Origin of the sequence: Rhizobium sp. NZLR1b (assembly GCF_019685155.1) — a bacterium.
Lineage (GTDB): Bacteria > Pseudomonadota > Alphaproteobacteria > Rhizobiales > Rhizobiaceae > Rhizobium.
Genome location: NZ_JABDWC010000012.1, coordinates 77412 through 94982, shown reverse-complemented (window position 1 = coordinate 94982; position 17571 = coordinate 77412). Strand labels below are relative to the sequence as shown.

The 17571-nt window shown below is 61.6% G+C and carries 13 protein-coding genes; 4 read left to right on the top strand and 9 right to left on the bottom strand.

The genetic code is table 11. From position 1 onward, the window contains the following. Positions 1–23: 23 nt before the first annotated feature. Positions 24–1322, bottom strand: a complete 1299-nt coding sequence (locus HJB84_RS18335; RefSeq protein ID WP_207581549.1) for an adenylosuccinate synthase — start codon at positions 1320–1322, stop codon at positions 24–26. Between the two features lie 191 nt (positions 1323–1513). On the opposite strand from HJB84_RS18335, the gene HJB84_RS18330 reads away from it, so the two are divergent. Next, a complete protein-coding gene (locus HJB84_RS18330) occupies positions 1514–2431 on the top strand; it encodes a DMT family transporter (RefSeq protein ID WP_221116575.1) in 918 nt (305 codons plus the stop codon). 82 nt (positions 2432–2513) lie between these two features. Here HJB84_RS18330 and HJB84_RS18325 read toward each other — a convergent pair whose 3' ends face one another. From HJB84_RS18325 to HJB84_RS18295, 7 genes are all read right to left on the bottom strand, one after another. Next, positions 2514–3362: a GNAT family N-acetyltransferase gene (locus HJB84_RS18325; RefSeq protein ID WP_207581551.1), complete on the bottom strand. Its 849-nt coding sequence runs from the start codon at positions 3360–3362 to the stop codon at positions 2514–2516. Positions 3363–3734: 372 nt separating this feature from the next. Beyond that, entirely contained in the window at positions 3735–5561 is a 1827-nt protein-coding gene (locus tag HJB84_RS18320) for a bifunctional diguanylate cyclase/phosphodiesterase (protein ID WP_207581552.1), read from the bottom strand. A 132-nt stretch (positions 5562–5693) separates the two neighbouring features. Further along, positions 5694–7478 carry an IlvD/Edd family dehydratase gene (locus HJB84_RS18315; protein WP_221116548.1) on the bottom strand — a complete coding sequence of 595 codons (1785 nt, stop codon included), beginning with the start codon at positions 7476–7478 and terminating at the stop codon, positions 5694–5696. Further along, positions 7475–8386: an NAD(P)-dependent oxidoreductase gene (locus tag HJB84_RS18310; RefSeq protein ID WP_207581554.1), complete on the bottom strand. Its 912-nt coding sequence runs from the start codon at positions 8384–8386 to the stop codon at positions 7475–7477. The genes HJB84_RS18315 and HJB84_RS18310 overlap by 4 nt, the downstream gene beginning before the upstream one ends. A 144-nt stretch (positions 8387–8530) precedes the next feature. Then, positions 8531–11731 carry an efflux RND transporter permease subunit gene (locus tag HJB84_RS18305; protein WP_207581555.1) on the bottom strand — a complete coding sequence of 1067 codons (3201 nt, stop codon included), beginning with the start codon at positions 11729–11731 and terminating at the stop codon, positions 8531–8533. A gap of 142 nt (positions 11732–11873) precedes the next feature. Beyond that, positions 11874–13064, bottom strand: a complete 1191-nt coding sequence (locus tag HJB84_RS18300) for an efflux RND transporter periplasmic adaptor subunit (RefSeq protein ID WP_221116547.1) — start codon at positions 13062–13064, stop codon at positions 11874–11876. Positions 13065–13110: 46 nt separating this feature from the next. Beyond that, positions 13111–13923: an alpha/beta hydrolase gene (locus tag HJB84_RS18295; RefSeq protein WP_207581557.1), complete on the bottom strand. Its 813-nt coding sequence runs from the start codon at positions 13921–13923 to the stop codon at positions 13111–13113. Between the two features lie 164 nt (positions 13924–14087). On the opposite strand from HJB84_RS18295, the gene HJB84_RS18290 reads away from it, so the two are divergent. Beyond that, a complete protein-coding gene (locus HJB84_RS18290) occupies positions 14088–14999 on the top strand; it encodes a LysR family transcriptional regulator (RefSeq protein ID WP_207581558.1) in 912 nt (303 codons plus the stop codon). A 325-nt stretch (positions 15000–15324) separates the two neighbouring features. Here the strand turns inward: HJB84_RS18290 and HJB84_RS18285 are convergent, their stop codons facing one another. Beyond that, positions 15325–16068 carry an SDR family oxidoreductase gene (locus HJB84_RS18285; protein ID WP_221116546.1) on the bottom strand — a complete coding sequence of 248 codons (744 nt, stop codon included), beginning with the start codon at positions 16066–16068 and terminating at the stop codon, positions 15325–15327. 119 nt (positions 16069–16187) lie between these two features. Here HJB84_RS18285 and HJB84_RS18280 point away from each other — a divergent pair, with 119 nt between their 5' ends. Beyond that, positions 16188–17111, top strand: a complete 924-nt coding sequence (locus HJB84_RS18280; protein WP_207581560.1) for a LysR family transcriptional regulator — start codon at positions 16188–16190, stop codon at positions 17109–17111. 124 nt (positions 17112–17235) lie between these two features. Next, complete coding sequence (locus tag HJB84_RS18275; RefSeq protein ID WP_207581561.1) at positions 17236–17550, top strand: hypothetical protein; 315 nt, start codon at positions 17236–17238, stop codon at positions 17548–17550. Positions 17551–17571: the final 21 nt, after the last annotated feature.

Sequence of the window (17571 nt, the reverse complement as noted above, 5' to 3'; positions counted from 1 at the left end):
ATCCTCCACAGTGACCCGTGAGCTTAATCCTCAAACGGATCGGTCACAAGTATCGTGTCATCCCGCTCCGGGCTCGTGGAAAGGAGCGCGACGGGCGCCCCGATCAGTTCCTCGACCTGGCGAACATATTTGATCGCCTGCGCCGGCAGATCCGCCCAACTACGGGCGCCGACGGTCGATTCTTTCCACCCCTCCAGCGTGATGTAGATCGGTTCGACCCTAGCTTGCGCTCCCTGGCTTGCCGGAAGATGATCAATCTGTTCGCCGTCGAGCATGTAGCCGACGCAGATCTTCAATTCCTCGAGGCCGTCGAGCACGTCGAGCTTAGTCAGCGCGATACCCGTGATGCCGTTGGTGGCGATCGATTGGCGCACGAGTGCGGCATCGAACCAGCCGCAGCGCCGCTTGCGCCCGGTCACCACGCCGAACTCATGACCTTTTTCGCCAAGGAACTCACCGATGGCGTCCTTCAGCTCGGTCGGAAACGGACCTTCGCCGACGCGCGTCGTATAGGCCTTGGTGATGCCAAGAATATAGCCGAGCGAGCCCGGTCCCATGCCGGAACCGGCCGCGGCCTGGCCGGCCACGGTGTTAGACGAGGTCACGAAAGGATAGGTGCCGTGATCGATATCGAGCAGGGTGCCCTGCGCGCCCTCGAAGAGGATACGGGAGCCCTTGCGGCGCTCCTTGTCGAGGAAGAGCCAGACGGTATCACGGAACGGCAGCACCCGATCGGCGACCGAGGTCAGTTCATCCATGATCGTCTGGTGGCTGACTTCGGCGACGCCGAGGCCGCGGCGAAGCGCATTGTGATGCGTCAGAATACGGTCGACCTTGCCGGCAAGACTGTCGAGATCGGCAAGATCCATCACCCGGATGGCGCGGCGGCCGACCTTGTCTTCATAGGCCGGACCGATGCCGCGGCGTGTCGTGCCGATCTTGGTGCCGCTGTTAGATGCCGCATCCTCGCGCATCGCATCGAGCTCGCGGTGCAGCGACAAGATGAGCGTCGCATTGTCGGCAATGCGCAGATTATCAGGCGTCACCGTCACGCCCTGGGCCTCCAGTCGACCGATCTCGGCGATCAGCGCATGCGGGTCGACGACGACGCCGTTGCCGATCACCGCCATCTTGCCCGGGCGCACGACACCGGACGGCAGCAGCGACAGCTTGTAGCTCGTGCCGTCGATGACGAGCGTGTGGCCGGCATTGTGTCCGCCCTGATAGCGCACGACAATATCCGCACGCTCCGAAAGCCAGTCGACAATTTTGCCCTTGCCCTCGTCACCCCATTGCGAACCGACCACGACTACGTTCGTCATCCAACTCTTCCTGTTACCGGCGGAAAACCGCACACCTGCTCAAACCCGCGCATCTATAAAGCTTTGTTTTTGGGAAAGCGACCCTGTTGTCACAGGTGATTGGGCTTTTTACGTGACAAATCAGCAGCCGGCAGGTTATTGCCCGTCACAAAACGCCGCGCGGCGATCGCGGAAAGATGGGAAGAACGCTTTTGCAAGCCAGGGCCTACATCTGCCTCGTTATCGCCACCCTCTGCTGGGGCGGCAACTCCGTCGCCGGCAAGCTCGCACTCGGGCATATCAGCCCGATGATGCTGACCTTCCTGCGCTGGTTTATCGCCGTGGCGCTGATCGCCCTGATCTCGGTGCCCCAGCTCAAGAGGGACTGGCCGGTGGTCAGGAAGAACCTGCCGTTGCTCTTTTTCTACGGCGTCATCGGCTACACGCTTTTCAACGCCATGCTTTATTCGGCCGTGCAATATACGACGGCAATCAATGTCGCCATCGAGCAGGCCGGCATCCCGATGCTGATCTTCCTGCTGAATTTCATGTTCTTCCGCACTGGCATTTCGCTGGCCCAATGTCTCGGCTTCGGCTTGACGCTGATCGGCGTCGCTCTGACCGCCGCTCATGGCGACCTGACAACGCTGCTGCAATTAAGCCTCAACCGCGGTGATGGGCTGATGCTGATCGCCATTGCCGCCTATTCGGTCTACACGATCTTCCTGCGCTGGAAACCGCCGCTCGACTGGCGCACGCTGATGGCGATCCCGGCATTTGCAGCCATGCTGACCTCGGTGCCGCTGCTCCTTTGGGAAGCCGGCCGCGATGCCGCGCAATGGCCGGACCATGCTGGCTGGATCATCACGCTCTACACGGCGATCTTTCCCTCGCTGGTGGCGCAGATCCTCTATATCAAGGGTGTCGTGGCTATCGGCGCCAACAGGGCCGGCCTGTTCATCAATCTCGTGCCGGTGTTCGGAACGCTGCTCTCCGTCGTCCTGATCGGCGAGACGCTGCAGTCCGTCCATGTGATCGCGCTGGTGTTGACCTTGGGCGGCATCGCGATCGCCGAAAAAGGCCGGCCGAAAGCTTCGGCCGCGACTGTTCCCGCCTCACCGGTGGATTGATGCATGTCAGGAAGTGCGCGGCGGTTCAACAAAAGAACCAAAGCGCCTCGGATGAATCAAGTTTGACGCGACGCGCATTGGTCTATCCAAGCTCCAGAGTCGTCACGCCGAAGACATGCTTTAGTGGGATGGCCGGCGCCGGCCCGCGATACATGCGTGTCGTCTCGAACACCGGTTGAAGGCCGAGGCTTTCGGCAAGCGCGACCGCCTCGTGGTTCTCCGCGGGGATATCGATGAAGATCGAAGCCCCCTTCGCCTCGGGGATCAATTCGGCAAGCAGTGCTGCGGCGCTGTCGGCATCATTGGCAAAAAGCGGGCCGATCTTGTAGCCCTCGTAGCAGCGGCGGATCGTGCCGTAACCGCGGATCTTGCCGCTTTTGCGTACCACTACTGAGCGGCGACCCTTGCGACCGGTGCACCAGGCCGCGAGGAAGGCATCGCGCGGCTGCGGAAAGATCGCCGAATCATAACGCTGCAGGCCTTCCAGGCGCGAATCCAGCACCGGCTGCGCGGCAAGCGTCGAGACCGGCAAGGAGGTGACGACGCCGCCGTAGCGAAGGGTGGAGTAGGCGGGTTCGAAGCCGGCCTTGCGGTAGTTATCCTGCTGTGCGGCGACGCCGTCAAGGCCGATCGTGCGATCGTGTGCGCTGGCGATGCCCGCCTCCCAGATCGTCCTGCCATAACCCTTGCCGCGGAAATCGGGATGAACGATGTAGAGGCCGAGGAAGGCGAAACTCTCGCCATATTTGACGACCGAGATCGAACCGACGGGGACTTCACCGATGGCGCCGACGAAGAATCCGGACGAATCGGCCTCCATGAATGCAAGCGAATCATCGAGGCCTGGGTTCCAGCCCTCCTGACGCGCCCATTCGAGCACGAGTTCCAGTTCGCCGGGCCGCATCGAACGAACGGCAAATTCCGAATTCATGCGACTTTCCCAGATTGCATGTCCCGCAAGTCCATCCCGGCAATGTCAAAGTAATTGTCAGGTCCCCGACTCCCCGATTGCACCTGCGAATGATGGAGAGCCGCGTTGATGGACGTGACGACGCGTATAATCATTTTTCGAGGCAATGCAGAAAGCTTGGTTTCCGCATTACCATGAAACAATGCCGATGCAAGCTCAAGAAAATTACTTGCGCGCCAATTATCCTCCTGCGAGCGCGAATAAAACGCCGCGCCGAAAAGATATCGCCTGGCCGTTCCGAAAAAGAGAAAAACATTTCGGCCGAAATCACTTCCGCAAGCCGGGAAAACCGCTGTTGAAACCGGGCGCGGCGGCGGTCGCCGCGCCGACGGATCACCGGGCCGTTCCGCTCATCACGGTCTTCTGCTTTTCGATCCCGCTCGCCATCGGCGAGAAAAGACGCGCTGTCTCGGCCGCCGGTGCGGGATAACCAAACGCGTAACCCTGCAGGCCATCACAGCCGAGTTGCGCCAACACGACGGCATGCGCCTCGGTCTCGATGCCCTCGGCGATCACCTCGACGTCGAGCGCCTTGGCGATTTCCACGATCGAACCCACCACGCGCCGCTGCTCGGCGGAGCTGACAACCTCGGCGATGAGCTGCCGGTCGATCTTCAACCGTTTCGGCCGCAGCTTAACGAGACCGATGAGCGAGGCATGGCCCGATCCGAAATCATCGATCTCGATGTCGATACCCATCTGTTTGATATCGCCGATATGATCGAGCAGTCTTTCGTCGCTGTCGTCGAGGAAAATCGTCTCGACCAGTTCGAAGACGATCGCGGCGGGCGGAATATCGAGCTTCCTCAGCTTGCCGAGCAATGTCGGATCGGCAAGGCGCGACCCCGAGATGTTGACGGCGATGCGTGGAACCGCAAGGCCGCGAGACAGCCAGGACAGCCGGTCTTCGAGAACGCTCTTGAGGATCGCCGCATCGATCTCCGCCGCAAGCCCGTGCTCGTCGGCGATCTTCAGGAAAATCCCTGGGGCGAGCACGCCCTTGTCGGGATGTTTCCAGCGCGCCAGCGCCTCAAAGCCGATGACTTCCCGGGTCCGGGCGTCAAGCTGCACCTGATAGTAGGGAACGATCTCGCCGCGCTCCAGCCCCAGCTTGAGCTCTTCGGCGAGGCGGCGCTTGGCGCGCAGATCCTCCTGTAGTTGCCGCGTGAAGAATTCGACGCGGTTGCGCCCGAGCTTCTTCGCCTGGTAGAGCGCCAGATCGGATTCGGCAAGCAGGTTGCGCGCCCGCCGATCGCCGCTCCAGGAAACACCGATCGAGGCGCCGGATTGCAGCATCTCGTGGCCGAAGCGGATCTTCTTGCGCAGCCGACGCTGAAGATCCTCGGTGATCAGCTTCAGCTCAGTGAGATCGCTGAAATTGACCAGTACGATGACGAATTCATCACCGCCAACGCGGGCGACCATGCCATTTGCGGGAATGGCGGCGGTGATGCGAAGCGCTGCGGCCCTGAGCACGGCGTCGCCTGCCGCATGGCCGTGACTGTCATTGATCTGCTTGAACTGGTCGAGGTCGAGATGCAGGACGCCAAGCGTCGTGATGCTCTTGTCAACCGGCAGTTCGGTGAGCCGCTTGTCGAGAAGCCGCCGGTTCGGCAAGCCAGTGAGATAATCGTGATCGGCGACGTGCTCGATGCGCGCATTGCTTTCCTCGAGCGCCACCGCCTTCGCCTCGGCCACCATTTTCTGTCGCGCGAGCTCGGCATTGAGCACTATGTCGGCAGTCACATCCCATTCGGCGCCGATGAACGAGGGAAGCCCCTCTGCATCCACATAGAAATGCGCGCGTGAACGCAGATAGCGGATTTCGCCGCTCGGCAGTACGATCCGGAATTGCGAATTATAGGCGCCGCGTGTTGCAATCGCCTGGTCGAAGTCGCGTTCGGCCTGCTCACGATCGTCGGGATGGATCGCATTCGACCATAACCATGCCGGCACGTCCCGACATGTCTCGCCGGTCTCGTAGAGACGGTGCATCTGCGCATCCCACAGGATCCCGCCCTTTGCGATGCTGTGTTCCCAGACACCGATCCGGGATGCATCGAGAGCGAGTTCGAGCCGGCGCAGAAGATCCTGGAACTCTTGTTCGGATCGTGTGGGTCTATTTTCTGGCAACGCGGTCTCAGCCTTAGGAGCTTCCATAATTGCAATATGGTCTCAAGCCGGCATTAATGAAGCCTTGTGCCGATGATCGAACTAGTCACTAGGTGAACCGTCCGTTACGACTTTCCCCTTTTGGATCAGAGAACTTGCAGTCCACGGCGCCCTTCAGGATCAGTGGTTGTGCCGCGGCGGTCTTTTGGCGATCTGACGAAATTCCGCCGCTCCCTCCAGAACTGCGCCGTCGGACAACTGCGTGACCGAGCGGCGGTAGATCTGCTGCCATGGCGTCGCGTCCGCCGGCACCGGCGGAATTCCCTCTGCCTTGCGCCGTTCGATTTCAGTCTCGTCGACCAGCATGTTGCAGCGCCCCTGATTGAAGTCGATGCAGATGACATCGCCGGTGCGAAGCCAGGCGAGGCCGCCGCCGGCAGCACTTTCCGGCGAAGCATTGAGGATCGAGGGGCTGTCGGCCGTGCCCGATTGGCGGCCATCGCCGATCGTCGGCAGGCTGCTTATGCCGCGTTTCAGCAGGTGATCCGGCGGCTGCATGTTGACGACCTCAGCCGAACCCGGCCAGCCGAGCGGCCCGGCGCCGCGGATGACAAGGATGGTATTTTCGTCAATGTCGAGTTCAGGATCGTTGATGCGCTTGTGATAGTCCTCCGACCCGTCAAAAACCACCGCCCGGCCCTCGAAGACGCCCTCGCGCCCCGGCTCCTGAAGGTAGCGCCGGCGGAAATCCTCCGAGACGACACTCATCTTCATGATCGCGAAATCGAAGAGATTGCCCTTGAGAACAAGGAAGCCGGCTCGCTCCTTCAGCGGTTCAGCGAATGGCCGGATAACCTCGCGGTCGCGCGCCTCCTTGCCCTGCAGGTTTTCGGCCATCGTCCTGCCCGTCACCGTGCGACAGTCGCCATCGAGCTTTCCGGCCTGCAGCAATTCCCACATGATCGCCGGCGTGCCGCCGGCGCGATGAAAACGCTCGCCGAGATAGGCGCCCGCCGGTTGGACATTGGCCAGCAGCGGGATATCGAAGCCGTGCACCTGCCAGTCGTCGGGATGAAGTTCGACGCCGGCGTGTTTCGCCATTGCCGCCAGATGCGGCTGTGCGTTGGTGGAACCGCCGATCGCCGAATTGGTGCGGATGGCATTGAGGAAAGCCTCGCGGGTCAGGATATCCGACGGCTTCAGATCCTCGAAGACGATTTCGACGGCGCGCCGCCCGGTACGATAGGCCATCTGGCCGCGTTCGCGATATGCGGCCGGAATGGCGCCGCAACCGGTCAGCGAAAGGCCGAGTGCCTCGGCAAGGGCGTTCATCGTCGAAGCCGTGCCCATCGTATTGCAGTGGCCGACTGATGGCGCTGAATCGAGCGCCGCCTGCAGGAATTCTTCCCGATCGATCTCGCCTGCCGCATATTTTCGCCGCATCCGCCAGATCACCGTGCCGGAACCCGCCAGTTCCCCCTCGTGCCAGCCGTCGAGCATCGGACCGCCGGAAAGCACGATCGCCGGAATATCGACCGTCGACGCAGCCATGATCGCCGAAGGCGTGGTCTTGTCGCAGCCGGTCGTCAGCACGACGCCGTCGAGCGGATAGCCGTAGAGGATTTCAACGAGGCCGAGATAGGCGAGATTGCGGTCGAGCGCAGCCGTCGGGCGCTTGCAGTTCTCGAAGATCGGATGCGTCGGAAACTCGATCGGAATGCCGCCGGCATCGCGAATGCCGTCGCGCACGCGCGTGGCAAGCTCGACATGAACCCTGTTGCAGGGCGTGAGATCGCTGCCGCTCTGGGCAATCCCGATGATCGGCTTGCCGGATCGCAATTCTTCCGGCGTGATGCCGTAGTTCATGAAACGCTCAAGATAGAGCGCTGCCATGTCGATGTGGTCGGGATTGTCGAACCAATCCTGGGAACGCAGGCGCCGCTTCGGAGAATGGCTGTCAGTCACCTCTTTCCTCCCGGCAGGGCATTCTTCTCTTCGAGATGGAGGAGCAGGGCGCTATGATCTTTTTCGCCATTGCCGTTTGCGACGAATTCGCTGAATTCGGCGTGCACCGTCGCAGTCAGGGGCAGCGTCAGCGACAAGGTGTCGGCCGTCTCCATGGCGGCGTTCAGATCTTTCAACTGGTTGCTCGACGAACCGCCTGGAGTAAACTGCCTTTCGACCATGCGCTTGCCGTGCAGTTCAAGGATACGGCTCTCGGCAAAGCCGCCGCGAATGGCGTCGCGAAAGGCTGCCGGCGAGCCGCCGCCGGCTGTAATCAACATCATCGCTTCGGCAACGGCGCCGATCGTTACCGCGACGATCTGCTGGTTGGCAAGCTTGGCAAGCTGGCCTGCTCCGCTTGGGCCGACGCGGGTCACGCGCCCCATCGGCGCAAAGACATCTGTAAGCGCATCGACGACGTCCTTGTCGCCGCCGGCCATGATGGCCAGCGTACCGGCATCCGCCCCGACGACGCCGCCGGACACCGGCGCATCGACATGAGCGATACCGCGTTCGGAAAGCCTGGCAGAATGGTCGCGGGCGAAATGCGGGGCGATCGAACTCATATCGATAACGACGGCGCCTGATGTCATCGCATCGACCGCTCCGCGGTTAAACAGCACGTCCTTCACCGCCTCGGCGTTGGTCAGCATGGTGATGACGACATCAGCGCCTGAAACGGCATCTGCGGGTGTTTCCGCGCAGATCGCGCCGTCTCCTGCGAGGGCCTCGGCCTTGCTGGGATCACGATTCCAGACGGCGACGGCAAAACCCGCGCCAAGCAGCCGACGCGCCATCGGCGCTCCCATCAGGCCGGTGCCGAGAAAGGCGATCCGCCTCCCGTCATGACCTTTGCTCGAACCTGTCATTCAGTCCTCCCAACTGTTGTTCGTCTTTGATAACCCGCTCACCCGCCGTTGCAACTATTTTGGTGATGCATCGGCCTGAAAACGATACGGGCGGGAACCGAAGTTCCCGCCCGATTTACTCGACAAAGGAAGGTTGAATTCTGTTTATTCCGCCGCGAGCCGGATGACCTCCGCCTCTTCTTCCTTGTGCTCGTCCGGCTTGTGCTGGACGAGCGGACGGTTGCCCGTCAACCGCCGTAGCAGCACGTAGAAGACGGGCGTCATGAAGATGCCGAAGAAGGTCACCCCGATCATGCCCGAGAAAACCGCGACACCCATGGCCGCGCGCATCTCCGCGCCGGCGCCCGTGGAGACGACGAGCGGCACGACACCCATGATGAACGCCAGGGAGGTCATCAGGATCGGGCGAAGACGAAGGCGGCTGGCCTCGATCGCGGCCTCCCGCGGTGTCCTTCCCTCGAACTCCAGTTCGCGGGCGAATTCCACGATCAGGATCGCGTTCTTCGCCGATAGACCGACAAGCACCACAAGGCCGATCTGGGTGAAGATATTGTTGTCTCCACCGGTGAGCCAGACTCCTGTCAGCGCGGCCAGTACACCCATCGGCACGATCATGATGATCGCAAGCGGCAGCGTCAGACTTTCATACTGGGCGGCAAGCACCAGGAAGACGAGCAACAGTGCCAGCGGGAAGACGACGATACTGGAGTTACCGGCAAGGATCTGCTGATAGGTCAGATCCGTCCATTCGAAGTCGATACCCGCAGGCAGGGTCTCGTGAAGTATCTTCTCGATAGCGGCCTGCGCCTGGCCGGACGAGAAGCCCGGCGCCGGACCGCCGTTGATATCGGCAGCGAGGAAGCCGTTGTAGCGGTTCGCGCGCTCCGGACCGGTGCTCGGCTCAACCTTCAGCAGGGCTGAAAGCGGGATCATCTCACCCGATGCCGAACGGACCTTCAACTGGCCGATATCTTCCGGCTGAGCGCGGAATTTGGCATCGGCCTGCACACGGACGCTGTAGGTGCGGCCGAAGGCATTGAAGTCGTTCACATAGAGCGAACCGAGATAGATCTGCAGTGTCTGGAAGACGTCGGTGACGGAAACCCCGAGCTGCTCGGCCTTGGCGCGGTCGAGATCGGCATAGAGCTGCGGCACGTTGATCTGGAAGCTGGAGAACAGCCCGGCGAGCTCAGGCGTCTGATAGGCTTTCGCAAGAACTGCCTTGGTGGCCTCGTCGAGCGCCTGGTTGCCAAGGCCTGCACGATCCTCGATCTGCAGCTTGAAGCCGCCCGTCGTGCCGAGACCGTTGACCGGCGGCGGCGGGAACATGGCGATGAAGGCATCCTGAATGGAGCCGAACTTCTGGTTCAGCGCCATAGCGATGGCGCCCCCGGAGAGATCAGGCGTCTTGCGCTCCTCGAAATCCTTCAGCGTCACGAAGACGATGCCGGCATTCGAAGAGTTGGTGAAGCCGTTGATCGACAGGCCCGGGAAGGCGATCGCATTGGCAACGCCCGGCTGCGCCAGCGCGATGTCGGTCATGCGCTTGATGACATTTTCCGTGCGGTCGAGGCTTGCGGCGTCCGGCAACTGGGCGAAACCGATCAGATACTGCTTATCCTGAGACGGCACGAAGCCGCCGGGGACCGTACTGAATAGGCTATAGGTCGCACCGACCAGCGCCAGATAGATCACCATGACGATGCTCTTGCGCGACAGCAATCCGCCCACGCCCTTGCCGTAGGCATTCGAGCCCGCGCCGAAGACACGGTTGAAGCCACGGAAGAACCAGCCGAAGATGGCGTCCATGAAGCGCGTCAGCCAGTCCTTCGGCTCATGATGGCCCTTCAGCAGAAGGGCTGCCAGCGCTGGCGAGAGGGTGAGCGAGTTGAAGGCCGAGATGACGGTCGAGATGGCGATCGTAAGTGCGAACTGACGATAGAACTGACCCGAAAGGCCGGAGATGAAGGCCAGCGGAACGAAGACCGCGACGAGGACCAGCGCGATCGCGACGATCGGACCGGAGACTTCCTTCATCGCCTTGTAGGTGGCGGCCCGTGGCGACAGCCCCTGTTCGATATTGCGCTCGACGTTTTCGACCACCACGATCGCGTCGTCGACGACGATACCGATCGCGAGCACCAGCCCGAACAGACTGAGCGCGTTGATCGAGAAGCCGAAGACATACATCACCGCAAAGGTGCCGATGATCGATACCGGAACCGCGATCAGCGGAATGATCGAGGCGCGCCATGTCTGCAAGAACAGGATGACGACGAGAACAACAAGCGCAATGGCTTCGAGCAGCGTGTCGATGACCTTCTCGATCGAGGCACGCACGAATTTCGTCGTATCGTAGACGATCTCGTATTTAACGCCCTCGGGCATGGCGAGCTGCAGCTGATCCATGGTGGCGTGCACATTGTCGGCGATTTCGATCGCATTCGAACCGGGCGCCTGAAGCACGGCAACGGCAACGGCCGGCTTGCCGTCGAGCAGCGAACGCAGCGTATAGTCCGCGGCACCGAGTTCGATGCGGGCGACATCGCGCAGGCGGGTGATCTCGCCACTGGCGCCCGTCTTAACGATGATGCTGCCGAACTCCTCGGGTGTGCGTAGGCGGCCCTGAGCATTCACGTTGAGCTGCAGATCCACACCCGGCTGGCTCGGCGATGCGCCGATGATGCCGGCGGCGGCCTGGACGTTCTGGGAACTGATGGCGTTGCTGATGTCGCTCGCGGCGAGATTATGCTCGGCAGCCTTCTGTGGGTCGATCCAGACCCGCATGGAATAATCGCCAGCGCCGAAGACCTGCACCTGACCGACGCCGGCGATGCGGGCAAGCCGATCCTTGATATTCAGAGTCGCGTAATTGCGAAGATAGGTGATGTCGTGATTGTCACCGTCGGAGACGAGGTTGACGACCATGATGAAGTTGGGCGAACTCTTGACCGTCGTGATGCCGAGCGAACGGACTTCCGCCGGCAGCCGCGGTTCGGCCTGCGAAACGCGGTTCTGCACCAACTGCTGCGCCTTGTCGGCGTCGGTGCCGAGCTTGAAGGTGACGGTCACGTTGAGCACGCCGTCGGATGTCGCCTGGCTGGACATGTAGAGCATGCCCTCGACGCCGTTGATCTGCTCTTCGAGCGGCGTCGCCACGGTTTCGGCGATGACCGACGGGTTGGCGCCGGGATAGGTGGCGCGCACGACAATCGACGGCGGCACCACCTCCGGATATTCGGAAATCGGCAGCGAGCGCAGGCCGATCAGGCCGGCAACCACGATGAGGACCGAAAGAACGCCGGCAAAGACCGGGCGGTCGACAAAGAATCTGGAGATGTTCATATCAAAGCCCTCTCCGGGGTGAACATGGATGCAAAGTCCCTCTCCGGCGGTTTGGAAGCCGCCGGCGGGTCATATCATTTCGGGTATTGGCCTTCCCAGAAGCGAAGGCATCGCCCTCCCCCGGGAGGGGGCAGGCGATGTGTTATTGAGCGGTCGCGACCTTCTCTTCCATCTGGGGTGCTACGACTGCCCCTGGACGGATGCGCTGCAAACCGTTGACGACAATCGTCTCGCCGGCGTTCAGGCCGCTTTCGACCACCCGCTGGCCATCGGAAAGTGTGCCGAGCTGGACCTGCCGGTAGGCGACCTTGTTTTCGGCATCGACGACGAAGACGAATTTCTTGTCCTGGTCGGTGCCGACGGCGCGGTCGCTGATGACGATCTTGTTCTCGGCCTTCGGCTGGCCCATACGCACCCGCACGAACTGGCCGGGGATGAGACGCCCGCCCGGATTGTCAAACACGGCGCGCACGCCGATCGTGCCGCTTGAGGCATCGACCTCATTGTCGATCAGCTGCAGCTTGCCCTTGATCGGCGTACCGCTGTCGGTCAGCGTGCCGACCTCGACCGGGATCTGCTCGACCGGAGGCAGGGCGCTGTCGGTCTGCGGAAGCTGGGCAAGCGCCCGCGTCACCATCTCTTCGCTGGCGTTGAAACTCGCATAGATCGGATCGACCGAAACAAGCGTCGTCAGCGCCGGCGAGGTCGAGCCGGCTGCGACAAGGTTACCGGCGGTAACCTCGATCTTGCCGATGCGGCCGGAAACCGGAGCCCGCACCTGCGTATAATCGAGATCCAGCTGGGCCGACTGCAGCGCAGCCTGTGCCGACCGCAGCCCCGCCTGAGCCTCGGTCAGTGCGCTCTGGCGCTGATCGAGATCGCTCTGGGAGATGGTGCGATTGTCGGAAAGCCTGTGGCCACGATCGAGTTCGGTTTGCGCCAGGCTGACCCTGGCCTCGGCCGAAGCGACCTGGCCTTGCGCCTGGGCTACGGTTGCCTGGTAGGGAGCCGGGTCGATGGTGAAGAGCAGGTCGCCCTGCTTCACCAGCGCCCCTTCGCGGAAAGCCACCGCCAGGATGGCGCCGGCGACGCGGGAACGCACCTGCACCCGGTCGACGGCTTCTAGACGGCCGGAGAAACTCTCCCAGGCCGTCACGTCGCGCGCCGCAACGACGGCGACCGTCACCGGCACAGCGGGAGCCTGTGCGGGGGCGGAAGCAGCCGTGGCGGTCGTGCTCATCGGCAGCTCGAAAAACAATGCAGCGCCGGAAACGGACGCAATAAGGCCTAAGCCGGCGCCCACCAGGGCCCAGCGCTTCTTTCTGGACGTCATCAGTGCTCTCCTTGCGGCTACGAGCCGCCGAAATATCAGATCTTCTTCAATGCAATTGCGTTTGGACGCTTACGTCCCGAAGGAAGCTTCCGAAATGGCGGCTGACGTTTTCCTGCCAGTCGGGCGCTCCGTCGGATTTCCCACCATAAATCGAAGGCCAGCCCGTCCCGGCGGGAAGGACATGCTGGCGCACACCGACGCCGGCCGTTTTCAGGCGGGCACCGTAACCAATTGTCTCGTCGTGCAGAGGATCGTCCTCCGCAGTGAGTATCAGCGCCGGCGCGACGCCTGAAATACGCGAACAGAGACAAGGCGCTGCATAAGGGTGACAACCGCCACCGCTTAGATAGTGGCTCCAGCCTTCCGTCCAGCGCCGGCGCATGCCGATGGCATCGGCCTTGCGGATCGAGGACGTGCCCATGAACGGATCGAGCAGCGGCGAAATCAGCACCTGACCGTCGAGCGCATCCGGCATCTGGTCGCGCGCCTTCAGCGCCACGCCGGCGGCAATATTGCCACCCGCCTCTTCGCCGGCGACGAAGAGCAGCGATTTGCGGTCACCGAGGCCAGCGCGTTTGTTGGCGAGATAGCTGAAGACGGAGAAGGAGACTTCCAACGCCCTCGGAAAAATATTATCGGAAAGGCTGCTGTAATCAGCGGCGACAACAATGGCGCCCGCCTTGGCGAGACTCATTGCCACCGGCCGGTCGACGTTCTTGTCGCTGTCGAGAAACGCGCCGCCATGCAGGTAAAGCACGATTGGCGGACCCTTGCCGTAATCGGCGCCCTGGTAGATACGTGCGGAAACGGGGCCGATGGCCACCTTATCCAGCATCATATCTTTCCATTCCACCGTCATGCGTCCGGTCTCTTTTGCGTCAGCCAGAAGCAGACAACGCCTGCCGCTTGCATTTTGTACAAAAAAGATATTGTTATTCCAACCGAGGAATAAGAAGCTATATCGCGATAACACTGTTCCAGATCTCGAACAATGGTGCAACGCAAACCGCGGATTTCAAACCGATGGATCAGCTTTCGGCAATGCGCGTCTTCATTCGCGTGGTGGAGACGGGCAATTTCACCCGTGCCGCCGACATGCTCGCCATGCCCAAGGCGACGGTAACCAATCTCATCCAGGGCCTGGAGGCGCATTTGCGCACCAAGCTTTTGAATCGTACCACGCGCCGGGTGATGGTGACCACGGACGGCGCGCTTTATTACGAACGCGCCGCCCAGATTATTTCGGAGCTGGAGGAACTCGATGGCAGCCTCTCCAATTCGCAGAGCCTGCCGAGCGGGCGGCTGCGTGTCGAGATGGCCGGCGCTTTCGCCGATTGGATCGTCGTTCCCGCGCTCTACGATTTCTATCAGCGTTATCCCGATATCCGCATCGATCTCGGGGTCGGCGACCGCACGGTCGATTATCTTGCAGAAAATGTCGACTGCGCGCTACGGGCCGGCACGCCGGCCGATCAGTCGCTGATTGCGCGGCGTGTCTCCGAAGTCGAGATGATCACCTGTGCTTCGCCGAACTATATCCAAAAATTCGGCATGCCCGAGCGGCCGGAGGATCTGGAGGCCGATCATTACTCCGTCAATTATTTCCGCGCTCAGAACAACCGAACGCTGCCCTTTGAATTTCGCCGGCACAACGAGGTGATCGAAACCAGTCCACGTTACATCGCCTCGGTTAACGATAGCCGCACCTATCTGACAGCTGCGTTGACGGGGCTCGGCGTCGCGCAGGTGCCGATTTTCATGGCGCGTGAGCCGATGGCAAGGGGTGAACTCGTCCGCGTGCTCCCGGACTGGCGCCGCGATCCGCTGCCGCTCTACGTCGTCTACCCCCCGAACCGCCACCTCAGCAACAAGGTCCGTGTCTTTGTCGACTGGCTGGTAAAGCTTCTGGTAGAGGCGAGACTGAACGACGGCTGAGCGCCAAAACAAGTACGGCCCGGAAGGCAGGGGAAACTTTCGACGGGCCGCACTGTGCAACTTTGAACATCAAGCCTGTCGCACCGCAGGAAGAGAGCGGCAGGCTCTGGAGTTTCGGAAAAGAACGGTAGGGAATTCCACTCTCTCCCGATAGAACAAACATAGGTACTCCCCGCAGGATTGTAAGGGGAAATTCCGCAAGCCCGTTCACATAATCGCGATGACGGCTTGGCTCATGTACCCCCGTCGGCGGGCCGGGTTTCAGTTCTCGACGGCCGGCTTCAGCAAATCGTCGATGCCATAGGGCATCGGCCGCTTGCCTTCGTCAGATCATTCCGCCATTGGCGCGCAGCGTCTGGCCGTTGATCCAGCCGCCGTCGGGGCCGGCGAGGAAGGCCACCGCGGCGGCGATGTCTTCAGGTGTGCCCAGGCGCTCCAGCGGGTTCATCTTGGCCATCCGGGCAATCAGCTCGTCCGACTTGCCGTTGAGGAAAAGGCCCGTGGCAACAGGACCAGGTGCGATGGCGTTGACGGTGATGTTGCGGCCGCGCATCTCCTTGGCCATGATCGCTGTCAGCGTTTCGACCGCAGCCTTGGTGGCGGCATAGACTCCGTAGGTTTCGAGCTTCAGCCCGACGACCGAGGTCGAGAAATTGATGATCCGGCCGCCGTCGCGCATCCGCTTGGCCGCTTCGCGTAGCGTATTGAAGGTGCCCTTGAGATTGACGCTGACTTGGCGGTCGAAATGGGCATCATCGGCCTCAGCCAGCGAGGACAGCATCATGATGCCGGCATTATTGACGAGGACGTCGACACCGCCGAAGGCAGTTTCCGCAGCATCGAACATGCGACGGACGGCTTGCGCATCGCTGACATCGGCTTTCTCAGTCAGCGCCTTGCCGCCGGCCTGCTCGATCTCCCGGGCGAGTTCCTCGGCCGGGGTGGCGTTGCCGGAGTAATTGATGACGACGGTGAAACCGTCCTTGGCGAGGCGTCGGGCGACTGCCGCGCCGATGCCGCGGGAAGCGCCGGTGACCAGCGCCACCTTGCCGTTTTCTTGGGAAGCCATGGTCCGTCTCCTTCATCCTGCGCCGCAGCGCGTTTTCGATGAGGAGAAGATGCGCCTTTTCCTTCCGCGGATAATCAGGCATTCTTCGGCATCACTATCCGGGAATGGCGAACAAAAAGATGGACAGATTCGATGCCATGCGGGTGCTTTGCCGCGTCGTGGAACGCCGCAGCTTCACGCTTGCCGCCGAAGACACCGGCCTGCCGCGCTCGACCGTCACCGATGCGGTGAAGCAGCTCGAGGCCCGCCTCGGCGTGCGCCTGCTCCAGCGCACCACACGCCATGTCAGCCCAACGCTCGACGGCGAAGCGTATTACCAGCGCTGCCTGTCGATCCTTGCCGATATCGAAGATGCCGAAGGCGGCTTTGCCGGCGCCAAGCCGAAGGGTCTGCTGCGCGTCGATGTGCATGGCACACTCGCCCGCCATTTCGTGCTGCCGAGCCTGCCGTCTTTTCTCCAGACCTATCCTGAGATCGAATTTTACATGAGCGAAGGCGACCGGCTGGTCGATCTGGTGCGCGAGGGCATCGACTGCGTGCTGCGCGTTGGCACGCCTGGGGATAGCGACATGATCGCCCGGCGCGTTGCCATGCTGGATGAGATCACGCTCGCCTCACCTGGCTATGTCGCCACCCATGGCCTGCCGCAGCATCCAGACGGGCTTGCCGGCCACCGCATGGTCGGCTTCCGCTCCAGCAGTACAGGCAGCCTGTTACCGCTCGAATTCATCGTCGACAGCGCGGTGCGTCACATCACCATTCCCGCTACCGTCGCCGTCAACGCCGCCGAAAGCTACATTTCAGCGGCGAGGATGGGCCTCGGCATGATCCAGATCCCACGCTATCACGCCGAAAAAGACTTGGCCGAAGGAACGCTTATTCATGTCCTCAAGGATTTTCCGCTGACCCCGACACCGGTTTCCCTGCTCTATCCGCGCAACCGCCAGCTTACGCCGCGCGTGCGCGTCTTCATCGACTGGCTGGTGAAGGTCTTCGCACGACAAAATTCGGAAAACGCGTTTATTACAGCACCGCGCGTCTGAAAAGACGCGCAAAGGATGCTGTAACACTCTGAATCGCTGCATAATTCCCTAAATCGATTCCGATTTAGGGAATTATGCAGTAAAACGCACCTTGCTAATATGAGCGTTCTTTGGGGAAACGGCCATGGCACTCAATGATATCACCGTCTACCAGACGGAAGACGGCTTTGTCGTCGAATTCGGCGGCGAAGGCGAAGACAGGATTGCCGCGACACTGCGGAGTACGCCCGAGCTGACCCTGGAAACCGCCGTCTTGCGGGCCAAGACCCTGCTTGCGGCAGCGATCGAACCTGCCCATAACGACGGCGCGCGCAGCAAGGACCCAGCTTTGCTCGAAGAAGAGCTGGAGGAAGGTCTGGAAGGCTCCTTCCCGGCGAGCGACCCGGTCTCGGTCACCGTCTCCTCAATCCCGATGCGCGATCCGAATGCCGGCCGCTGATGCCGGTGGCTGAAAGCATGA